Source organism: Fibrobacter sp. UBA4297 (assembly GCF_002394865.1).
In the GTDB taxonomy this organism is placed as follows: domain Bacteria; phylum Fibrobacterota; class Fibrobacteria; order Fibrobacterales; family Fibrobacteraceae; genus Fibrobacter.
Map to the genome: position 1 here is coordinate 99,336 of NZ_DGUZ01000002.1, position 17,321 is coordinate 116,656.

Annotated in this window: 13 protein-coding genes; 6 read left to right on the forward strand and 7 right to left on the reverse strand. The window is 51.1% G+C overall.

Annotated features, from left to right (window positions below; all coding sequences use genetic code 11):
• Positions 1-39 precede the first annotated feature (39 nt).
• The 3 genes from leuS to B3A20_RS01380 form a co-directional block, all read right to left on the reverse strand.
• On the reverse strand, positions 40-2,727 hold the full coding sequence (leuS, locus tag B3A20_RS01370) for a leucine--tRNA ligase (protein ID WP_290761037.1): 2,688 nt from the start codon (positions 2,725-2,727) through the stop codon (positions 40-42).
• 121 nt (positions 2,728-2,848) lie between these two features.
• Entirely contained in the window at positions 2,849-3,694 is an 846-nt protein-coding gene (locus B3A20_RS01375) for a hypothetical protein (protein WP_290761039.1), read from the reverse strand.
• Between the two features lie 187 nt (positions 3,695-3,881).
• Complete coding sequence (locus tag B3A20_RS01380) at positions 3,882-4,325, reverse strand: hypothetical protein (RefSeq protein ID WP_290761041.1); 444 nt, start codon at positions 4,323-4,325, stop codon at positions 3,882-3,884.
• Between the two features lie 274 nt (positions 4,326-4,599).
• Here B3A20_RS01380 and B3A20_RS01385 point away from each other — a divergent pair, with 274 nt between their 5' ends.
• Positions 4,600-5,421 carry an outer membrane beta-barrel protein gene (locus B3A20_RS01385; protein WP_290761043.1) on the forward strand — a complete coding sequence of 274 codons (822 nt, stop codon included), beginning with the start codon at positions 4,600-4,602 and terminating at the stop codon, positions 5,419-5,421.
• A gap of 123 nt (positions 5,422-5,544) precedes the next feature.
• Here the strand turns inward: B3A20_RS01385 and B3A20_RS01390 are convergent, their stop codons facing one another.
• Positions 5,545-8,646, reverse strand: coding sequence for a spermine synthase (locus B3A20_RS01390; RefSeq protein ID WP_290761045.1), 3,102 nt, complete (start codon positions 8,644-8,646; stop codon positions 5,545-5,547).
• Positions 8,647-8,884: 238 nt separating this feature from the next.
• Here B3A20_RS01390 and metH point away from each other — a divergent pair, with 238 nt between their 5' ends.
• Positions 8,885-12,535 carry a methionine synthase gene (gene metH / locus B3A20_RS01395; protein WP_290761047.1) on the forward strand — a complete coding sequence of 1,217 codons (3,651 nt, stop codon included), beginning with the start codon at positions 8,885-8,887 and terminating at the stop codon, positions 12,533-12,535.
• Complete coding sequence (locus B3A20_RS01400) at positions 12,535-13,017, forward strand: GNAT family N-acetyltransferase (protein WP_290761049.1); 483 nt, start codon at positions 12,535-12,537, stop codon at positions 13,015-13,017. The genes metH and B3A20_RS01400 overlap by 1 nt, the downstream gene beginning before the upstream one ends.
• Positions 13,018-13,055: 38 nt before the next feature.
• Here B3A20_RS01400 and B3A20_RS01405 read toward each other — a convergent pair whose 3' ends face one another.
• The 3 genes from B3A20_RS01405 to B3A20_RS01415 are packed head-to-tail and all read right to left on the reverse strand — an operon-like array spanning position 13,056 to position 15,349.
• Positions 13,056-13,391 (reverse strand): P-II family nitrogen regulator, encoded by a 336-nt coding sequence (locus B3A20_RS01405; RefSeq protein WP_290761050.1) that lies wholly within the window; start codon positions 13,389-13,391, stop codon positions 13,056-13,058.
• 2 nt (positions 13,392-13,393) lie between these two features.
• Positions 13,394-13,807: a hypothetical protein gene (locus tag B3A20_RS01410; protein WP_073423875.1), complete on the reverse strand. Its 414-nt coding sequence runs from the start codon at positions 13,805-13,807 to the stop codon at positions 13,394-13,396.
• 9 nt (positions 13,808-13,816) lie between these two features.
• The gene (locus B3A20_RS01415; protein WP_290761054.1) at positions 13,817-15,349 is read right to left on the reverse strand and encodes a DUF1538 domain-containing protein; all 1,533 of its coding nucleotides are present in this window, start codon (positions 15,347-15,349) and stop codon (positions 13,817-13,819) included.
• A 210-nt stretch (positions 15,350-15,559) separates the two neighbouring features.
• On the opposite strand from B3A20_RS01415, the gene B3A20_RS01420 reads away from it, so the two are divergent.
• Genes B3A20_RS01420 through B3A20_RS01430 form a run of 3 tightly spaced genes read left to right on the forward strand, consistent with a single transcriptional unit; the run spans position 15,560 to position 17,170 of the window.
• On the forward strand, positions 15,560-16,105 hold the full coding sequence (locus B3A20_RS01420; RefSeq protein WP_290761056.1) for an RNA polymerase sigma factor: 546 nt from the start codon (positions 15,560-15,562) through the stop codon (positions 16,103-16,105).
• Positions 16,098-16,445, forward strand: a complete 348-nt coding sequence (locus B3A20_RS01425; RefSeq protein WP_290761058.1) for a hypothetical protein — start codon at positions 16,098-16,100, stop codon at positions 16,443-16,445. The genes B3A20_RS01420 and B3A20_RS01425 overlap by 8 nt, the downstream gene beginning before the upstream one ends.
• Positions 16,445-17,170, forward strand: a complete 726-nt coding sequence (locus tag B3A20_RS01430; protein WP_290761060.1) for a Spy/CpxP family protein refolding chaperone — start codon at positions 16,445-16,447, stop codon at positions 17,168-17,170. Before B3A20_RS01425 ends, B3A20_RS01430 begins: the two co-directional genes overlap by 1 nt.
• Positions 17,171-17,321 lie beyond the last annotated feature (151 nt).

A 17,321-nucleotide genomic window follows, 5' to 3' on the forward strand; every position in this document is an offset into this window, starting at 1 on the left:
CTTCAGAGCTTTTTCTAATATTTAGGATTTTATTCGCGGTTACTTCACCACAATGTTCACGAGCTTGCCGGGGACCACGATGGACTTCACGACGGTCTTACCGTTCATGAACTCTTTGACGCGGTCGTTGTCCATGGCGAGCTTTTCGAGGGCGGCCTTGTCCATGTCCTTGGCGACACTTGCCTTCGCGCGGACCTTGCCGTTCACCTGGAACACGACTTCCACGGTGTTTTCCACGGCCTTGGAGTGGTCGGCTTCGGGCCAGGCGACGTTCGTGAGCGATTCGTTGTGACCGAGGATGCACCACATTTCTTCGGCGATGTGCGGGGCAAACGGGTGCAGCAACTTCACGAACGTTTCGCACGGTTCGCGGTAGCGCTTGTCCATCTTCATCATTTCGTTGTTGAAGATCATCAGCTGGCTAATCGCGGTGTTGAAGCTCATGTTCTCGATGTCGCTCGTGACCTTGATGACGGTCTGGTGCATCACCTTCTCGATAGCTTCCGGAGCAGTTTCGTCAACGAACACCGGGGCTTCGTCAGAATCGCCCACCACGGAGCGCCAGGCGCGGCCGAGGAAGCGGTTCATGCCTTCGATGCCCTTGGTCTGCCACGGCTTCACAGCATCGAGCGGACCCATGAACATTTCGTACAAACGAAGACTATCTGCACCGTAATCGCGGACAACGTCATCCGGGTTCACGACGTTCTTGAGGGACTTACTCATCTTAGCCACAATCTGCTTGAGCTCGATGTCGGTACCCTTCTTGAAGAACTTTCCGTTCTTTTCCTCAACTTCGTCGGTCGGGACCTTGGAGCCCGCGGCATCTTCGTAAGCGAAGGCGAGAATCATGCCCTGGTTGAAGAGTTTCTGGAACGGTTCGTCAGTAGAGACGAGGCCGAGGTCGAACAAGACCTTGTGCCAGAAACGGCTGTAGAGCAGGTGAAGCACGGCGTGTTCGGCACCACCCACATAGAGGTCCACCGGCATCCAGTACTTTTCGAGTTCCTTAGCGACGAAGGCGTCACCGTTGCAGGCGTCGATGTAGCGCAGGTAATACCAGCAGGAGCCAGCCCACTGCGGCATGGTGTTCGTCTCGCGGATACCCTTGCGGCCGTTCTTGTCCGTGACCTGGAGCCATTCGGTGGCGTTTGCGAGCGGGGACTGTCCGCCGTCACCCGGCTTGTAGTCCTTGAGTTCCGGCAACAGCACCGGAAGTTCGGCATCGTCCACCGTAGAGATTTCGCCATCTTCCCAGTGGATAATCGGGAACGGTTCACCCCAGTAACGCTGACGGCTGAAGAGCCAGTCGCGGAGCTTGTAGTTCACCGTGGCCTTACCGATCTTATTGGCTTCGAGCCATTCGATGACCTTGGCGATACCCTGCTTCTTGTTGAGACCGTTCAGGCAGAGCGTTGCATTTTCGCTGTTGATGTAGGTGCCGTCGGCAGCCCAGCAGGCTTCACCCTTGAGCACGAGCGGCTTTACATCTTCGGGGCAGCTTGCATCGGGTTCCATGATGCAGATGACGGGCAGGTTGAACTTCTTCGCGAAATCGAAGTCGCGAGTATCGTGTGCCGGCACAGCCATGATAGCGCCAGTGCCATAGCCCGTCAAAACGTAGTCAGCAACCCACACCGGAATCTTCGTGCCGGTGAGCGGGTTTACAGCATAAGAACCAGTGAACACACCGGTCTTTTCCTTGGCGAGTTCGGTACGGTCGAGGTCACTCTTCAAAGCAGCGGCATGCACATATTCTTCCACGGCGGCCTTCTGTTCGGCAGTCGTGAGTTCCGGCACCATAGCGTGTTCCGGGGCGACGACCATGTAGGTGGCACCGAACAGCGTATCGCAACGGGTGGTATAGACGCGGAGCTTCTTTTCGGTCGGCTTGCCGTTAGCGTCGGCAATGGCAAAATCAACTTCGGCACCGTAGCTCTTGCCGATCCAGTTCTTCTGCATGTCCTTCACGCCCTGCGGCCAGTCGAGCTTGTCGAGGCCCTTCAAGAGGCGGTCGCCATACAGCGGGATGCGCATGAGCCACTGCTTGAGGTTACGGCGTTCCACTTCCTTGGTGCCGCACTTTTCGTGGCTGCCGTCGTTCAAGACTTCTTCGTTCGCGCAAACAATCTTGCAGTGCTTGCACCACCACACCTGAGCGTCGGCGTAGTAAGCGAGGCGCTTAGAATCCTTGTACTTGCGGACTTCGGCTGCACCCTTGGCTTCGACATCGGCCGGGATCGGGAGTTCTTCGATGGGGCGGCCCTTCTGCTGGTCTTCATCGAACCAGGTGCAGTAAAGGCGCTTGAAAATCCACTGCGTCCACTTGTAATACTTCGGGTCGGTGGTGTTGACTTCCTTGTTCCAGTCGTAAGAGAGACCGAGGCGCTTGATCTGGCGGCGGAAATTGTCGCAATTCTTCTTGGTCGTAATGGCCGGGTGCGTACCGGTCTGGATGGCGTACTGTTCAGCAGGGAGGCCGAATGCGTCCCAACCCATCGGGTGGAGCACATTGAAACCGCGGCTGCGCTTGTAGCGGCAAATGATATCCGTTGCAGTGTAACCTTCCGGGTGGCCCACATGAAGGCCAGCACCACTCGGGTACGGGAACATATCCAAGCAATAATACTTCGGCTTGGACTTGTCTTCGCCAGTCTTAAACGTCTGATGTTCTTCCCAGTAGGCTTGCCACTTGGTTTCGATTTCTTGCGGATTATACTTTGCCATTATTTATTCCTCTAACGCCACGGCGGAACCGCCGCGACCTCATTAAATTTTCGAGGCAAAAGATAGAAACTTAAAAAGCCCCGCATTGCGGGGCCAGTAGCAAAAGAGCGTTACAAAAACATCAATCCGATACTATCGATTCTGGATTCTGTTCACCTAAATTATTCCATTTGCCGCTAGAACATTTAAAATACATGTCCCTGTAAGCATGGTAAGGCTCATAATGGTATTTCGCTATTTTTCCTTCATTTGCAGCATCACATTTTTCTTCAATCCATCCATCATCGGTATAAGTAAAAACCGCAATATTAGCCGTTTTCAATCTATTGAAACGCGGATCTCCGCCAGCACTTAATCGCAAACCTCCACACCAATAATCCGTTTGTTCGTCATCATAAGAAGCAAGGCTGACGCTATTACGGTTTTCTCTGCACTGAGCTTGAACGGCTGCAGCCAAAGGAGCAGCGTGGTCCAAATCGATCCAAGTTCCTTGTTCGCACTTGAAATAGTAATAATCTCGATAATAGACGGCTGAATCCGTAAGCTGAACAAACATAGAATCAATAGCGCCTTCACGTTCCGAACCGCATGTCGGAAAAACTCTCAACGCTCTTTGATACCGAGATTTTTCCCAAGTTCCCTGTTTGCACTCATAATAAGTCCAATATAAAGCTAGCACAGAATCCACAGCACCTTCGTTATCGGTCCTACATTCAGAAAAATCTTCCACTCGACGAATAAACGTACTTGCCGAACTTAAAATTTCAGAACTACTCGAAGCCACATCGCTAGAAGACTCAGGGCTTGAAACAGCCTCGCTGCTAGAAGATACTGGACCTGAGCCTGTTTCACTACTAGAAGCCACGCTGCTCGACGATTCTACAGCTGACGATTCAGTCGCCACAGGCGCCGGGTTACTCACCGCATCATCGCTGCACGCCGTAAAAAACAAAAAAGATGCCAGCATCGCTAGCACGGAGACATGATTCCTTTTGAACATAAAAACAACTCCCATTATGTTCCAAAAATTTATCCGTAAAATACAAACTCACAAATTCAAAAACCATTTTTACAAAAAAAATGTAAGAAAAAAAGAAGCCCCAGAAGGCGGCCACCCTTCCAGAGCTAAAATTACAAGTCTACGCTATTAGTTTTTAGTTTTCACCGTTTCGCATTTCAGTCTGCTCACGGTCCATGGTGTAGGTCAGATATTCCTTGAAATCACGTTCGATTTTTACCTCAGGGGTATCATCAACATAACCGCCGAAAATATCAATAAGATCTCGATTGTCTGTCCAGCCAAACACACCGACAGCGTTAAACGTCATGGACTTATCGCCCGGAGCGCTTGCTATATATTCAATCTTCGCCTTTTCGACCCAGCCCTGTCCGCAGCTTCCTTTTACGAAAACTTCCGTGTCAGCTTCCCTGACAATCGTAAGAGCGTCGTTAAAGCCTGCCGTGCACACGACTTTGCCACCACCTTTTTCTGATGTAACATTGATATCACCCAGCTTAGACTTTACTTGCCTCGCCGCAAAAGAAGACGAGACCAGAACAGACAAAGCAAGGAACATCATCATCTTTGCGGTTTTCATGATTGACCTCCTTAGTTATTAGGGCGAACGTCCGCCCATTTTTCAAATTACAAAGTAAAGTTTACACAAACCACAAAACGCATGGTTTAAGTTAGAATAGAGACATTTTTTCCCGTTTTTATTCTCCATGCCTGGCAAGCGGCTTTCATGTCCAATCTGTAAACTTTCTTTTTCTATTTATTTAACCCTTATTAAAATATTTTTAAGTTGTTGAACCTCCACGATTTGTTATTATTTCGTCATGCTTCTAAAAAAATCTTGCTTACTCGCATCCATGATTTTCGCACTTACCACAAGTGCATTCGCACAAAGTTCCGATGACGACGAATGGGTCTCTGTAGACTCTCCAAGGCCCGAAGCCTCAAGTGACAAGTCCGGTTCTTACGACGGATCGAACGACAGTGAATTCGCAAACGACGAGGAATACGCAAGCGCATACGCAAGATACAAGACACAGACAACGTCTCGCTCAGAAATCAGCAAGCAGCGAAGCGAAGGGTTCTCGCAATCCGTGTTCCTTGGCGCACATCTGCAGGGTGGCTTCAACACATTCTTCGGTTCGCATTCCGATGGCTGGGGTGCAGGCTGGAACGCCGGCGCAGGCCTTCTCATCAAAATTTCGATGTTCACCAAGAACTTCAGTCTTGTTCCAGAACTTACGTTCAACTATCGCCAGTACAATTACGAAAAAGACATGGGCGAAGTTTATACAAACAAGGCAAAGATTAGCGTCATGCTGTTCGAACTTCCGATCATGTTCCGTTACACCTTTGACCAATACGATTTCTTCGCCGCGGCCGGCCTCCATCTTGGGCTTGTCATGACCGGCGAAACGGAATTCTGCCCCGAAGCAAAGAATGGCGTAGTCGCCAAAGACGAAAACAAGCGCACAAACACTTTCCGCACAACAAACATGGAGGTTGGCATGGCACTTGAAGGCGGCTACATGCTCACAAGAAACGTCCATCTGAACCTCCGCATCGTGCAAAGCTTTACAAACCTTCTGAACAAGGCTTTAAGCTCTTCGGAACCGTCATTTGACAAATCGACGCTCCTCACGTTCTACACGAACGTCGGCATTTCGTTCTTGTTCTAATCGAATAGTTATTAGTCAGTGGACATTAGTCAATAGTTAGAGCTATGAAAAGCAAAAAAGGAAGCGTCAAACGCTTCCTTTTTTATAACTGAACAACGCTCGCCCAGGACACCACACGGGCACTTACTTTCGGCGGACTCTCGGGATTTCCTTCCGGATGAGGAGTTTCTCGATCGGAGCGAATTCTTCGTGCGGCTTGATGGCCTCCTTGTAGAGCACGTCGGCAAGCGTCGGGTTGTGCGCAAGGAAAGCAATCAGAATCGCATTGCGCAAGAAAAACTCATCCATCGCAGCGACTTCGTACTTCTCGTAGAAATTCGCGACATATTCCGCAGCAAGCCTGTAATCCTTGGCACGGGCCGCTTCCATAATGTTGAACTCATCCACGAACGATTCCGGCAGCACGTTTGCATTCACAAGCTTGCGAACCTTAACGTAAACCTTATTCGTGTCACGAGCTTCCATCGGCACGCCACGCATCCATTCCACATATTCTTCGCGGAACTTTTTCCAATCCGGGGAAGTTTCATCCACCTTGAATTTTGGACGCACGAGGCTATCCACCGCCGTCGCTGAATCGACAGAATTTTCCGAAACTGCCGCAGTTTTTGCAGAAGAAACTGCCGCGGAATCCGAGCCCTTTTCAGAATCATCCGCATTGGATTCGAGCATTGCCGAAATACCTTCGAAAACCTTCTTGCGCTTTTTCACTTCCTTGATATACGCGAGGAGCGCACGTTCGCGATACTGGTCCGTACCCGCCTTGAGCATGGCCTGCACCTTTATCGGGCGGCGCAACGCATAATCTGCCGAGTCCAAATATTCCGGCCAGCAAATTTCGCAGCTGTCAAACACCTGCACAATGCGCGCATTCGAATGCACGAAGCGAGCCTCTTCCGCCTTGTTGTCGACAATCGGGATAAACGTGCTATTCGGTTCCACGCCATCCAAAAGCGACTTCACCATCTTGGAAGTAAACAAGAAATTCTGTTCGCCAAAGAAATCCGGTTCACGGTGGATGCGCTTGAATTCCTTCACGAGCGTTGAATCCGTGCTGAAGCGGCCAATCGCAGTCTGCATCACCGGCTCGTCACTTGCGACAATGATAATATCCGGTTCCTCAGGAGCCTTGTACAAACTCACGTACGGGAACGCCACATCAAGCGCCTTCAAGATGTTGAGGAACAGCAAGTCATTGAATTCATAAGTCTGGATCCACTGCACCCAAAGTCCACCCGGCTTCATGTAGCGACGCATTTTCGTATAAAATTCATGACTGAACAAACTCGCGACACCGCTAACCCACGGATTAGAGGGAACGCTAATCATCAAGTCGTACTTGCGGCGGTTCGTGAGGAAGAACGTCTGCGCGTCATCAATGAAAATGTGAATGCGCGGGTCGTCGTAGCCGCGGGCGTTCCACGGATAAAATCCGCGAGCGAGATTCATCATTTCTTCTTCGATTTCCACACAGTCAAAATCGCGGACCAGCGGATCCGAGAGCAAGTAATGCGCACCCATGCCACTGCCAAATCCAACCATGGCAGCATCGTACGGTTTGTCCTTCATGGCCATCGGCATAAATGCAGTCGCGGCCTGTGTAAGTTCATCGCCTTCAATCGGGCGTTCGCGATTCTTGCTCATGCTCGCATCAGCCTTGCCGTTCGTCTTTACGTAATAATGCACGTCGGATTCGTGGAAGCTGATCGTCGCCGTCTTGCCATCACGCACCACAATCTTTTCATCCGGATGCAAATTCTTGTAAGCGCGGAAGGCGCCAGACGTAATCATGTGCGGATCAAAATTCACAAAGAACGAAGGCAAAATCATCACCGCCGTCATCACGTAAAAAAGCACGCTATAGCGGAACTTTTTACGATAAATGACAAGCAAGATAAAGCCAATCATAAAGTCGAGCACGGCAGCGAGCACCAGCGAGCCCTTGAGCTGCATCAGCGGCAACAGCAAAAGCCCACCGCCCGCCGAACCGAGAATTGAGCCCACCGTATTCCAACCGTAAACCTTGCCAATCGGGGCTTCGCTCTTGAACGCACGCGTCAAAATCAACGTAATCAGCGGAAGCGTCATGCCCGCAAAGAAGCTCGTCGGCACCATCCACAAAATCGAAAGTGCGTACTTGAAAATGCTCCAGCAAACATAGCCGTCATTCGTCGTATTGAAAATCTGGTTCGCCACATTCATGCCTTCCCAGAACGGCTTGTAAAAATAGAGCGTACAAAGAGCAAAGAATCCCATGAAAATCTGCGCAAGCGAAAGTACCACAAGCGAGTCCTTCTTCAACAGTTTTCCGCTCACGGCACTGCCAATCGCAAGGCCCAAAATGAACGCCGAAAGCATCTGGTCAAAGCTGTGGCTCGAAGAACCCATCAACAGCGAGAGCAAACGGATCCAGACAATTTCATAGACAAACGAAGTAAGACCCGTAATACCCGCAATCCAGAACCACATGTTCTTCGGCGGCATGGCGAGCTTATGTTCCGCCACATAATCTTCGTTAAGCGGTCCCGCGCGCATTTCGCGAACTCCCGCCGCATCCCCGCCAGCAGTCGCCAGCGACCCAGAGCCTTCTTCTTCGAGTTCTTCCTCGTACGTCGAAGGCGTCGTATAGCCGATAAAGCAGAACACCGCCGCCAATAAGAAGTTAATCGAAGCCGCCACACAAAGCGTGATGTGGTTTCCGAGTTCCGGAATCAAGATATAGCTTGTGAACAAAATACCAATGGCACTACCGAGGCTGTTCGTAAAGTAAAGCATCGGGAGCGAAACTTCGGCACCGCTCTTGCGCATGAGCCCCGCCGCAATGAACGGGAACGTCATGCCCACAGCAATCGCAATCGGGAGCGTCGAACCCGTCGCGAGCACGACCTTCAGAATTTCCGCGCCGCGCGAGCTCAACCCCGCCACAAAATTCGAATCGTAAAAGTAATCCGTGAGCCAAATGTACATCGGGTGGTAAATGATGCCGCCAATGCCAATTGCAAGTTCCACCGCCGCGTACCCGAGCAGCGGCCTCTTCACACGCTCCACCAGCTTGCCCGCGACAAAACTGCCAATCGCAAGCCCGCCCATGTAAATGCAGAGCGTGAGCACCTGACCATAGCTCGAATGTCCGAGGAAAAGTTTAAGGTACCTGGCCCACGACCCCTCGTAAATGAGACCCGCAAAACCAGAAAGAGCAAAAAGTGCGTAAATAACGATATTCATGGTGCAAATCTATACTAATTAAGTAGTTATAAATCACCCGCAACGCTTTTTCATTGTAACTTTTTAAAGACTTTTCGTTCATCTCAAAAATGAAAATCTTTTCCTATATTTTCACTAGGAATATGTAATTTAGGGTATTATGGGTTCATGGCTCGTGACAGCAATTCTAGCATTTTCTACATTTTATGCATAAAAACAAATATACGCATAAATTCGAATTTTAAACACGGAATTTAAAATGACTCTTCGCGAAGCGTTTGAATCAAAGATGATGCTGCTCGATGGCGGCATGGGTTCTGTTATCCAGACTTACGGGATCAAGGGCGCCAACAACGACATGCTCTCCATCGAAAAGCCCGAGATAATTCTCGACATCCAGCGTCGTTACGTGGATGCAGGCGTAGATTGCCTCACCACGAACACGTTCTCAAGCCAGCGCGTAAGCCAGCACGAATACCATCAGGAACATCGCATCGCCGAGATGAACCGCGCCTCCGTGAAAATTGCGAAGCAGGCCGCCGAAGAAGGCTTCAAGAAGTATGGCCGCAAGGTCTACATTCTGGGCGACGTCGGCCCCACAAGCAAGATGCTTTCCATGAGTGAAGACGTGAACGACCCGGCAAGCCGCGCCATCACCTTTGACGAACTCGAAGATGCGTACTTGGAACAAATTTCCGTGCTCATGGAAGAAGGCGTTGACGCCATCCTCATTGAAACGATTTTCGATACGCTGAATGCAAAGGCCGCCCTCAGCGCTTACAGCAAAGCGAACGAAGCCCGCATTGCAGCCGCCAAGGCTGCAGGCACTCCCGAAGCAGACATCAAGCCAATCGAAGTCATGCTCTCGATGACCGTGAGCGACGCCTCCGGCCGTACGCTTTCGGGCCAGACGGTCGAAGCATTCGCCGTGAGCGTGATGCACATGCACCCGCTTTCCATCGGCTTAAACTGCGGTCTCGGTGCCGACGGCATGGTGCCGTACCTCCGCCGCATGGGCGCTATCGCTCCGTGCTACCTCAGCTGCCACCCGAACGCAGGTCTTCCGAACCAGTTCGGCGGTTATGACGATACGCCCGAAGACATGGTGCGCCTGATGCGCGTTTATCTGGACGACAAGCTCGTGAACATGATCGGTGGTTGCTGCGGTACGACTCCAGAACACATCGCCGCGATGCGCCAGATGCTGGACGAACTCCCGGCCGACTACAAGCGCCGTGAACCCGCGCCCAAGTACGTCACTTGCCCGCGCCTCCGCCTTGCGGGGCTCGAACCGTTATTCAGAGAACAGGTTCGCCCGAGCAACGGCGCCGACAGCTGCAATGCCGATGATTTCGTGAAGGTCGGCGAACGTTGCAACGTCGCAGGTTCCAAGAAATTCCTGCGTCTCATCAACGAGAAGAATTACGAAGAAGCGCTCGAAATCGCCCGCAAACAGGTCGATGACGGCGCCGACGTGATCGACGTCAACATGGACGACGGTCTCCTTGACGCCACCGCCGAAATGCGCACATTCTTGAACTTGATTGCATCTGACCCTGCCGTGAGCCGCGTGCCTATCATGGTCGACAGTTCACGCTTCGAAGTCATCGAAGAAGGCCTCAAGTGCATCCAGGGCAAGAGCATCGTGAACTCGATTTCGCTTAAGATGGGCGAAAAGGCGTTTATTGAACACGCACTCACCGTGAAACGCCTGGGTGCTGCCGTAATCGTGATGCTCTTCGACGAAGAAGGCCAGGCCACGAACTACGAGCGCCGCGTACAAATTGCGTCCCGTGCTTACGATATCATGGTGAAGCAACTGCACTTCGACCCGTCCGACATCATTTACGACCCGAACGTTTTGACAGTCGCTACCGGCATGGCGGAACACAACGCCTACGCCATTGACTTTATCCGTGCTGTCCGCTGGATTATGGACAACCTCCCCGGCGTCCGCATTTCAGGCGGTCTTTCGAACCTCTCATTCGCATTCCGCGGCAACAACTACTTGCGCGAAGCAATGCACACCACGTTCTTGCATTACGCCATCCCGAACGGCATGGGCATGGCGATCATGAACCCGAGTGCAATTATCAAGTACAAGACAATTCCGCTTGAGCTCCGCATGGCCATTACCGAAGTTATCTTCAACACGGAACCGGAAGCAAGCGAAGAACTCATCGAAATTGCAAGCCGCATGACGGCCGCCCAAGCCAAGGCAAAGGAAACTGGCGCCAAGTACGACCCGAAAGCCATTTTCGCCGTAAGCGCAGGTGCAAGTAGCTCTTCTGACGAAGGCAACGCCGCCGCTGATGCCAAGCCCACCACGCCCGAAGAGCGTTTGCAAGAAGCACTCCTCAAGGGAACATCTACAACATTACAACCGGATTTGATGGAACTCATCAATCGTGGCGATAGCCCAGTCGGCATTATTTCTGGTCCGCTGATGGATGGCATGAACGAAGTCGGCCGCCGATTCGGCGAAGGCAAAATGTTCTTGCCGCAGGTGGTAAAGACCGCACGTACCATGAAAAAGGCTGTGGAAATTTTGCAGCCCTACATCGAGGCGGGTAAAGACGCAAACGCATCGAGCCGCGGTAAAATCGTCATCGCTACCGTCAAGGGCGACGTGCACGATATCGGCAAGAACATCGTCTCCGTGATTATGGCCTGTAATGGTTACGAAATGGTTGACCTCGGCGTGATGGTTCCCGAAGATGTGATTGTCAAGGCCGCGATTGAAAACAAAGCAGATATCTTGAGCCTTTCCGGCCTTATTACGCCGTCTCTCGAAGAAATGTGCACGGTCGCAAAAGCCATGCAGGCCGCCGGTCAGCGCATCCCGATTATCGTCGGTGGCGCAACGACCTCGCCCACGCATACCGCCGTGAAAATCGCCCCGTGCTATGATGGTCCCGTTTTCCACGTGCGCGACGCCGCTAGCAATCCGGGCCTTGCCCAGAAATTGCTCGACCCCGCCACTCGCGAACAAACAATTCAAGAAAACCGCGAAGAGCAGCAACGCATCCGCGACAAGCAAAACAGCATCAAGACCGAAGCCGCAAACGCCATGGCCGCAGCCGCCTCCACGCCGGAAGAACGCCGCTTCCAGTACGACTGGAGCAAATACCAGCCGGTACAGCCGCCGTTCATGGGCGAAAGCAAGCTCCCGCCGATTCCTATCGAAAAGATTATCCCGCTCATCAGCTGGGAATACTTCTTCTTCACTTGGAAAATCAAGCCGGACGAAGAAGAGGCGAAAAAACTCAAGGCCGACGCCGAAGCGCTCATCAAGTCGCTCACAAAGCCCGAATACGCACTCCGTGCCGTTCAAGCATTCTACCCTGCAGCCGGTACTGAAAAGTCCGTCATCTTCAACACGGGCCGCACAGGCACGGACGCAGACCTCATCGAAGTCTCGACCGCACGCCAGCAGAATCCCGAAGGCACTTGCCTTGCGCTCTGCGACTACGTCGCTCCGGCAAACGCAAACACCGCAAGCGTTTTCGCCTCCCCCGCAGGCAAGGACGTTTTCCGCGACATCGTCGGTGCATTCGCAGTGACCATGAGCGACACGTTCGTCAAGCGCTTGGAAAAGCTCAAAGCAGAACAGGGCGGCAGCGATTACGACGTTCTCCTCATGCAGACTGTCGCCGACCGCCTCGCCGAAGCAGGCGCTGAATACTTGAGCCAGGAACTCGACCGCACAAGCGGCTGGAAGGGCATCCGCCCGGCCGTCGGCTACCCCGTGCTCCCGAACATCAAGGAAATCTTCAACGTCGCAAAACTCATCGACTTCAAGAGCGTAGGCATCAGCCTCACCGAAAACGGCGCCATGTACCCGCAAGCCTCCGTAAGTGGCCTCTACATCAGTCACCCCGAAATCGATTACTTCCAGGTAAAGTTATAATGCATATCAGAACCGCAACCATCAGTGATTTAGACGCAGTCGCAAACGTTGAAGCCGAATGCTTCCCGCCTGCCGAAGCCGCCACCCGTGAATCTTTCGCCGAAAGACTTAAGTGTTACGGCAATCACTTTTGGCTGATGTTCGATGGAGACAAGTTAATCTCGTTCGTCGACGGATTCGTCACTGACGAGCCCGACTTGACTGATGCGATGTACGAAGACGCCACCATGCACAATGAAAACGGCAAGTGGCAAATGATATTTGGCGTGAACACAATTCCCTCGTACCGCAAGCACGGTTACGCTGGAGAACTTATCCAAAAGCTCATTGACGATTCCAAGGCTCAAGGCCGCAAAGGCGTTGTTTTAACTTGCAAAGACAAGCTCGTCAACTATTACGCTAAGTTCGGATTTGTAAATGAAGGCGTCAGCAATTCCGTCCACGGCGGAGTCGTCTGGTACCAAATGCGCTTAACATTCTAAGTTCTAAGCTCTAAGTTCTGCCAACTAAAATCTTGTAATTAAGCTTTACTTTCCGCCTTCCACGGCGTAAGTCCAACGACCTGATCGACAGGGAGAGCAAAAGCAATCCCCTGTCCCATCGTATTGAGGCCAGCTTTTTCGTAAAGCGAATGGAGCACCGCATCCTTCACGTTCAGCGGCACAAGAATCATCACGACTTCTTTTTCAGGCTGGATAGCGATATGGAAAAACGCTTCTGCTTCCTTATTTGCCGTACCACGGGCGTTCAAGACCGTGCCACCACGGGCACCAGCCTCTTTAGCGGCTTCCATCACAGTGTCGGAGAATCCGTTATTCACAATGCAGATGATTAATTCATGTGTATTCGGTTTCATAATTACCCTCTCCCTACCTGAGATCGGTTGTCGCTCAAAAAGTTAAATACCGACTTGCCAATAACGCTTGACATCGGAATCGTATAGGCAATGCCCTTGCCGTTCACAATCGTCCTGAATTTTTCTTCCAAACATTCCAAGACTGCAGGCACATGGTCTTCACCAATGATGCTGATAATCACCGCGCGTTCAGAATCAGCAAGTCCAAGTGCAGCCATGATTTCGCGCGGAGCCGTGCCGTGGCCGTAAAATACGAACTGCATATTCGCGCCAAACGACTGGATGTAATCCATGTAAAAGTCCGCTTTTGCGCGGTTCACCGTCGTCACCAGAATCTTAAGGCGATTCATCGAAACTTTCGAATGAACCTTTTGAGGCACCGCCCGTTTCAAAACATTCTTTACTGTTTCAACCATCGTACGCCTCTACACAAAGTCAATAATCTGTTCGTCATCAGCATCCTGCAAGCGGCGCATCATAATCCTGTTGCGCCAGAGCCTTGCTACAATTGCCTTGAAACCAAGCACCTGGATTGTAATGAGCGGAGTCATCGCAACCATCGCCACAATGCCAAAGGCATAATTCAAAATTGAATCGCCGCCGTCGTGAATCACGGAGCATGCGCCAATCGCCAAAGGCAAAATAAAGCTCGACGTCAGGGGACCGCTTGCCACGCCACCCGAGTCAAACGCAATGGCCGTATAAAGTTTCGGCACAAAGAACGAGAGCCCAAGTGAAATAAAGTAACCCGGCAACAAGTAATAAATAATCGGGAACCCGATAATAATGCGGAGCATTGAAAGTCCAATAGAAATGCCTACACCCACCGAAAGCGCAATCAGCATCGAGCGCTTGGTCACAAGGCCACCCGTCACTTCTTCGACCTGCTTGTTGAGCACGTGCACCGCCGGTTCTGCAAGCACCACCACCATGCCAATGATAAAGCCAGCCGCCACAAGCGCATGCGGGCGTTTCGCAAGTTCACACCCAATTTCAAAACCAATCGGCAAGAACCCGACCTTCACCGCCGTCAAGAAAATCACAAGCCCGAAAAACGTGTAAAGAATCCCGACACCCACTTGCACAAGTTTCACCATCGGGAGCTTGAGCACGGTCCACTGGAGCGCCCCGAAAAACACGACAATCAGCCCAAGCGCCACAAGCACTTCACGGGCAATCACCATCACCGTAGGCAAAAAGTGTTCACCAAGGCTCGCGTCCACCGAATATGCCGCCGTCGAAAGTTCATACGTCAAGTCGCCCTTCGAAAATACGACCAAGCCCATCAGCGCTAAAATCGGTCCGACCGAGCAAAGCGCAATCAAGCCGAAGCTGTTTTCCGAAGCATGCTTACCGCCAATCGCACCCGCGACACCCACGCCAAGCGCCATAATGAACGGCACCGTAATCGGCCCTGTCGTCACGCCACCCGAGTCAAACGCAAGCGGCACAAACGCGTTACGCCCGACAGACACCATGAGCATCCCAAGCATGAACAGCACCATGTAAAAGAAAATGATAATCGAAGACAAGTCCTTCTTGAACACAATCTTTAAAATTGCAAGGAGCAAAAAAATCCCGACCCCCACGCCAATCGTCGAAATCAAAAGAATCGGCCGTACCGCATTTTTCACCTGTTCGGCAAGCACGGACAAGTCCGGTTCCGCAACCGTAATGAGCACGCCCATCACAAAGCACACCGAAACGAGCAACAGGAGCCGCCGCGACTTAGTCAAGCCCGACCCCACATAAGCCCCCATCGGAGTCATTGCAAGGTCCGCCCCCAAGTTAAAAAGTCCAATACCGATAATCAAAAAAATCGCGCTAACCGTAAAAACAATCTGCTCTTTCAACGAAAAAGTCACAAGCGGAGTATGCGAGACCACCAGCACAATAAGCGTAATGGGTAAAACAGAGGCAAAAGCCTCTTTCAACTTTTCAAAAAGAATTTTTTGCATCGCTATATAATATAATTAAATGGTTATTAGTTATTAGTTATTAGTTATTAGTCATTGGTCAATAGTCAACAGCAACTTATCATCCTGACCCTGGAGCGTAGCGATAGGGAGGGATCCAGTCAAGTCTAGTCAATACTATTGAATTTGATTCAAAAAAAATTTTAGTATTCGTGCAACCGCCCGTAAACCCCATGCATCAAAAATAACGAAATGGACGAAAAAGTCATTATAAAGAAGATTCAACAAGGAAGTCGTGAAGCCCTTGGCGTGCTGTGGAAGTCCCATAGCACGAACGTTCTGAACCTTGCATTCAGAATGCTCAAGAATCGCGACGAGGCTGAAGACGTCTTGATGGACATTTTCGTCTCAGTTCCAGGGAAAATCCAAAAGTTCCGCGGCGATAGCGCCCTCAACACCTGGCTGTACCGCCTCACCGTCAACGAGTGTTTAATGAGGCTCAGGTCCAAGAAGCGCCATGCCGAGCTCGAAGAAGAACATATCGATCTCGTGACGGACAGCGCTCTCGGGAGCAAACACGAGGAACAAACGGATCTTGACCCGGAACTCTTAGAAATTGGACTGTCAAAGCTCTCCGCCGAAACGCGAAGCATGCTCTGGCTCAAGGACGCCGAAGACCTCGGCATCAAGGACTTATCCGAGATCTACAACATGCCCGAGGGCACCATCAAGGCAAGGCTCAGCCGCGCAAGAACAGTCGTCAAGAACATTTTACAGGAGAACCTGAACTATGCATGATAAAATCGATTTTTCAAGACTCGAAAGGATCGAACCCCGGAAAGGCTCCTGGGAAACCGTCTGCGCTAGACTCGATTCTTCGGAAAAAAGAAAGTTTATCAACTTCATCCAGACACGCACCAAATACGTGCTCGCAGCAAGCTTTATCGTCGCTGCATTTTTCACCACGTTCATGACGATTACGTCAAACATGGTCGATTCCGAAGAAGTTCTCATGAAAAACGCAGCCTCTAATGAACTCGTCTCGTGGTACGGAAATCTCGGTGAACAGAGCGACGACGAACTTGAAAATTTGGACACGGACAACACCATCAGCTATTTATTACAGGAGACAAAATAATGAACGCATCCACAAAAACATTTATCGCAAGCCTCATTATTCTCGCTTGCTCCCTCGGATTTGCCATTGGCGCGTTTGTCTTTGCAGGCAACGGCTTTGGCGCTGCTTGCCATTCCACATGCACGTCATCGCATAAGCAATGCGTCTGCGGTTGTGAAAACCATAGCGATTGTGATAAGAACGACTGCGATTGCAACTGCTGCAAGCGCGGCGGCAAGTATCATGGCAAGCACCACGGCGAACGTTTCCACGACAAGGACTTCCGCGACGGCCGCCACGATGGTCCGCGCGACCACTTCAAGGATGGCAGGCGTTTCGACAAGAAGTTTGACTTCAAGAAAGGTGCCGAATTCATGGACTCCGTGCTCCAGGTGACGCATGAACAAAAGGCAGCCCTCGAACAGCAGCGTCATGAAATGGACTCTGCATTTAAAGACCTCCGCAAGCAGAAGAAGAATGCCGAAAAAGCTTTGCACGATGCGCTCGACAGCAATGACGAAAAGAAGATTGCCGCAGCCAAGGTCGAAATTCTCAAAGCCCAAGAAGCACTGCTCAACCACAGAATCAAAGGTGTAAAGGATTTCAACAAGATCCTCACTAAGGAACAGCTCGAAAAGTTCAAGAGCTTCCACAAGGATCACAAGCACATGAAACGCACAGACCGTGACGAACGCGGCCCCATGCAGCGCGACGAACGCGGTCCAAGACATCACGACGACGACTAATTCGCAACAAATTTGATTTTCATGATTCCTTGAATAACAAGCCCTCGGTTCAACCGAGGGCTTTCTGCATCTACAAATCAACAAAGGCCTCTTTTTTGTGATTTTTTGATTGTCAACGCCCTTTTTTGACACATGCGAAAGATATATTGTA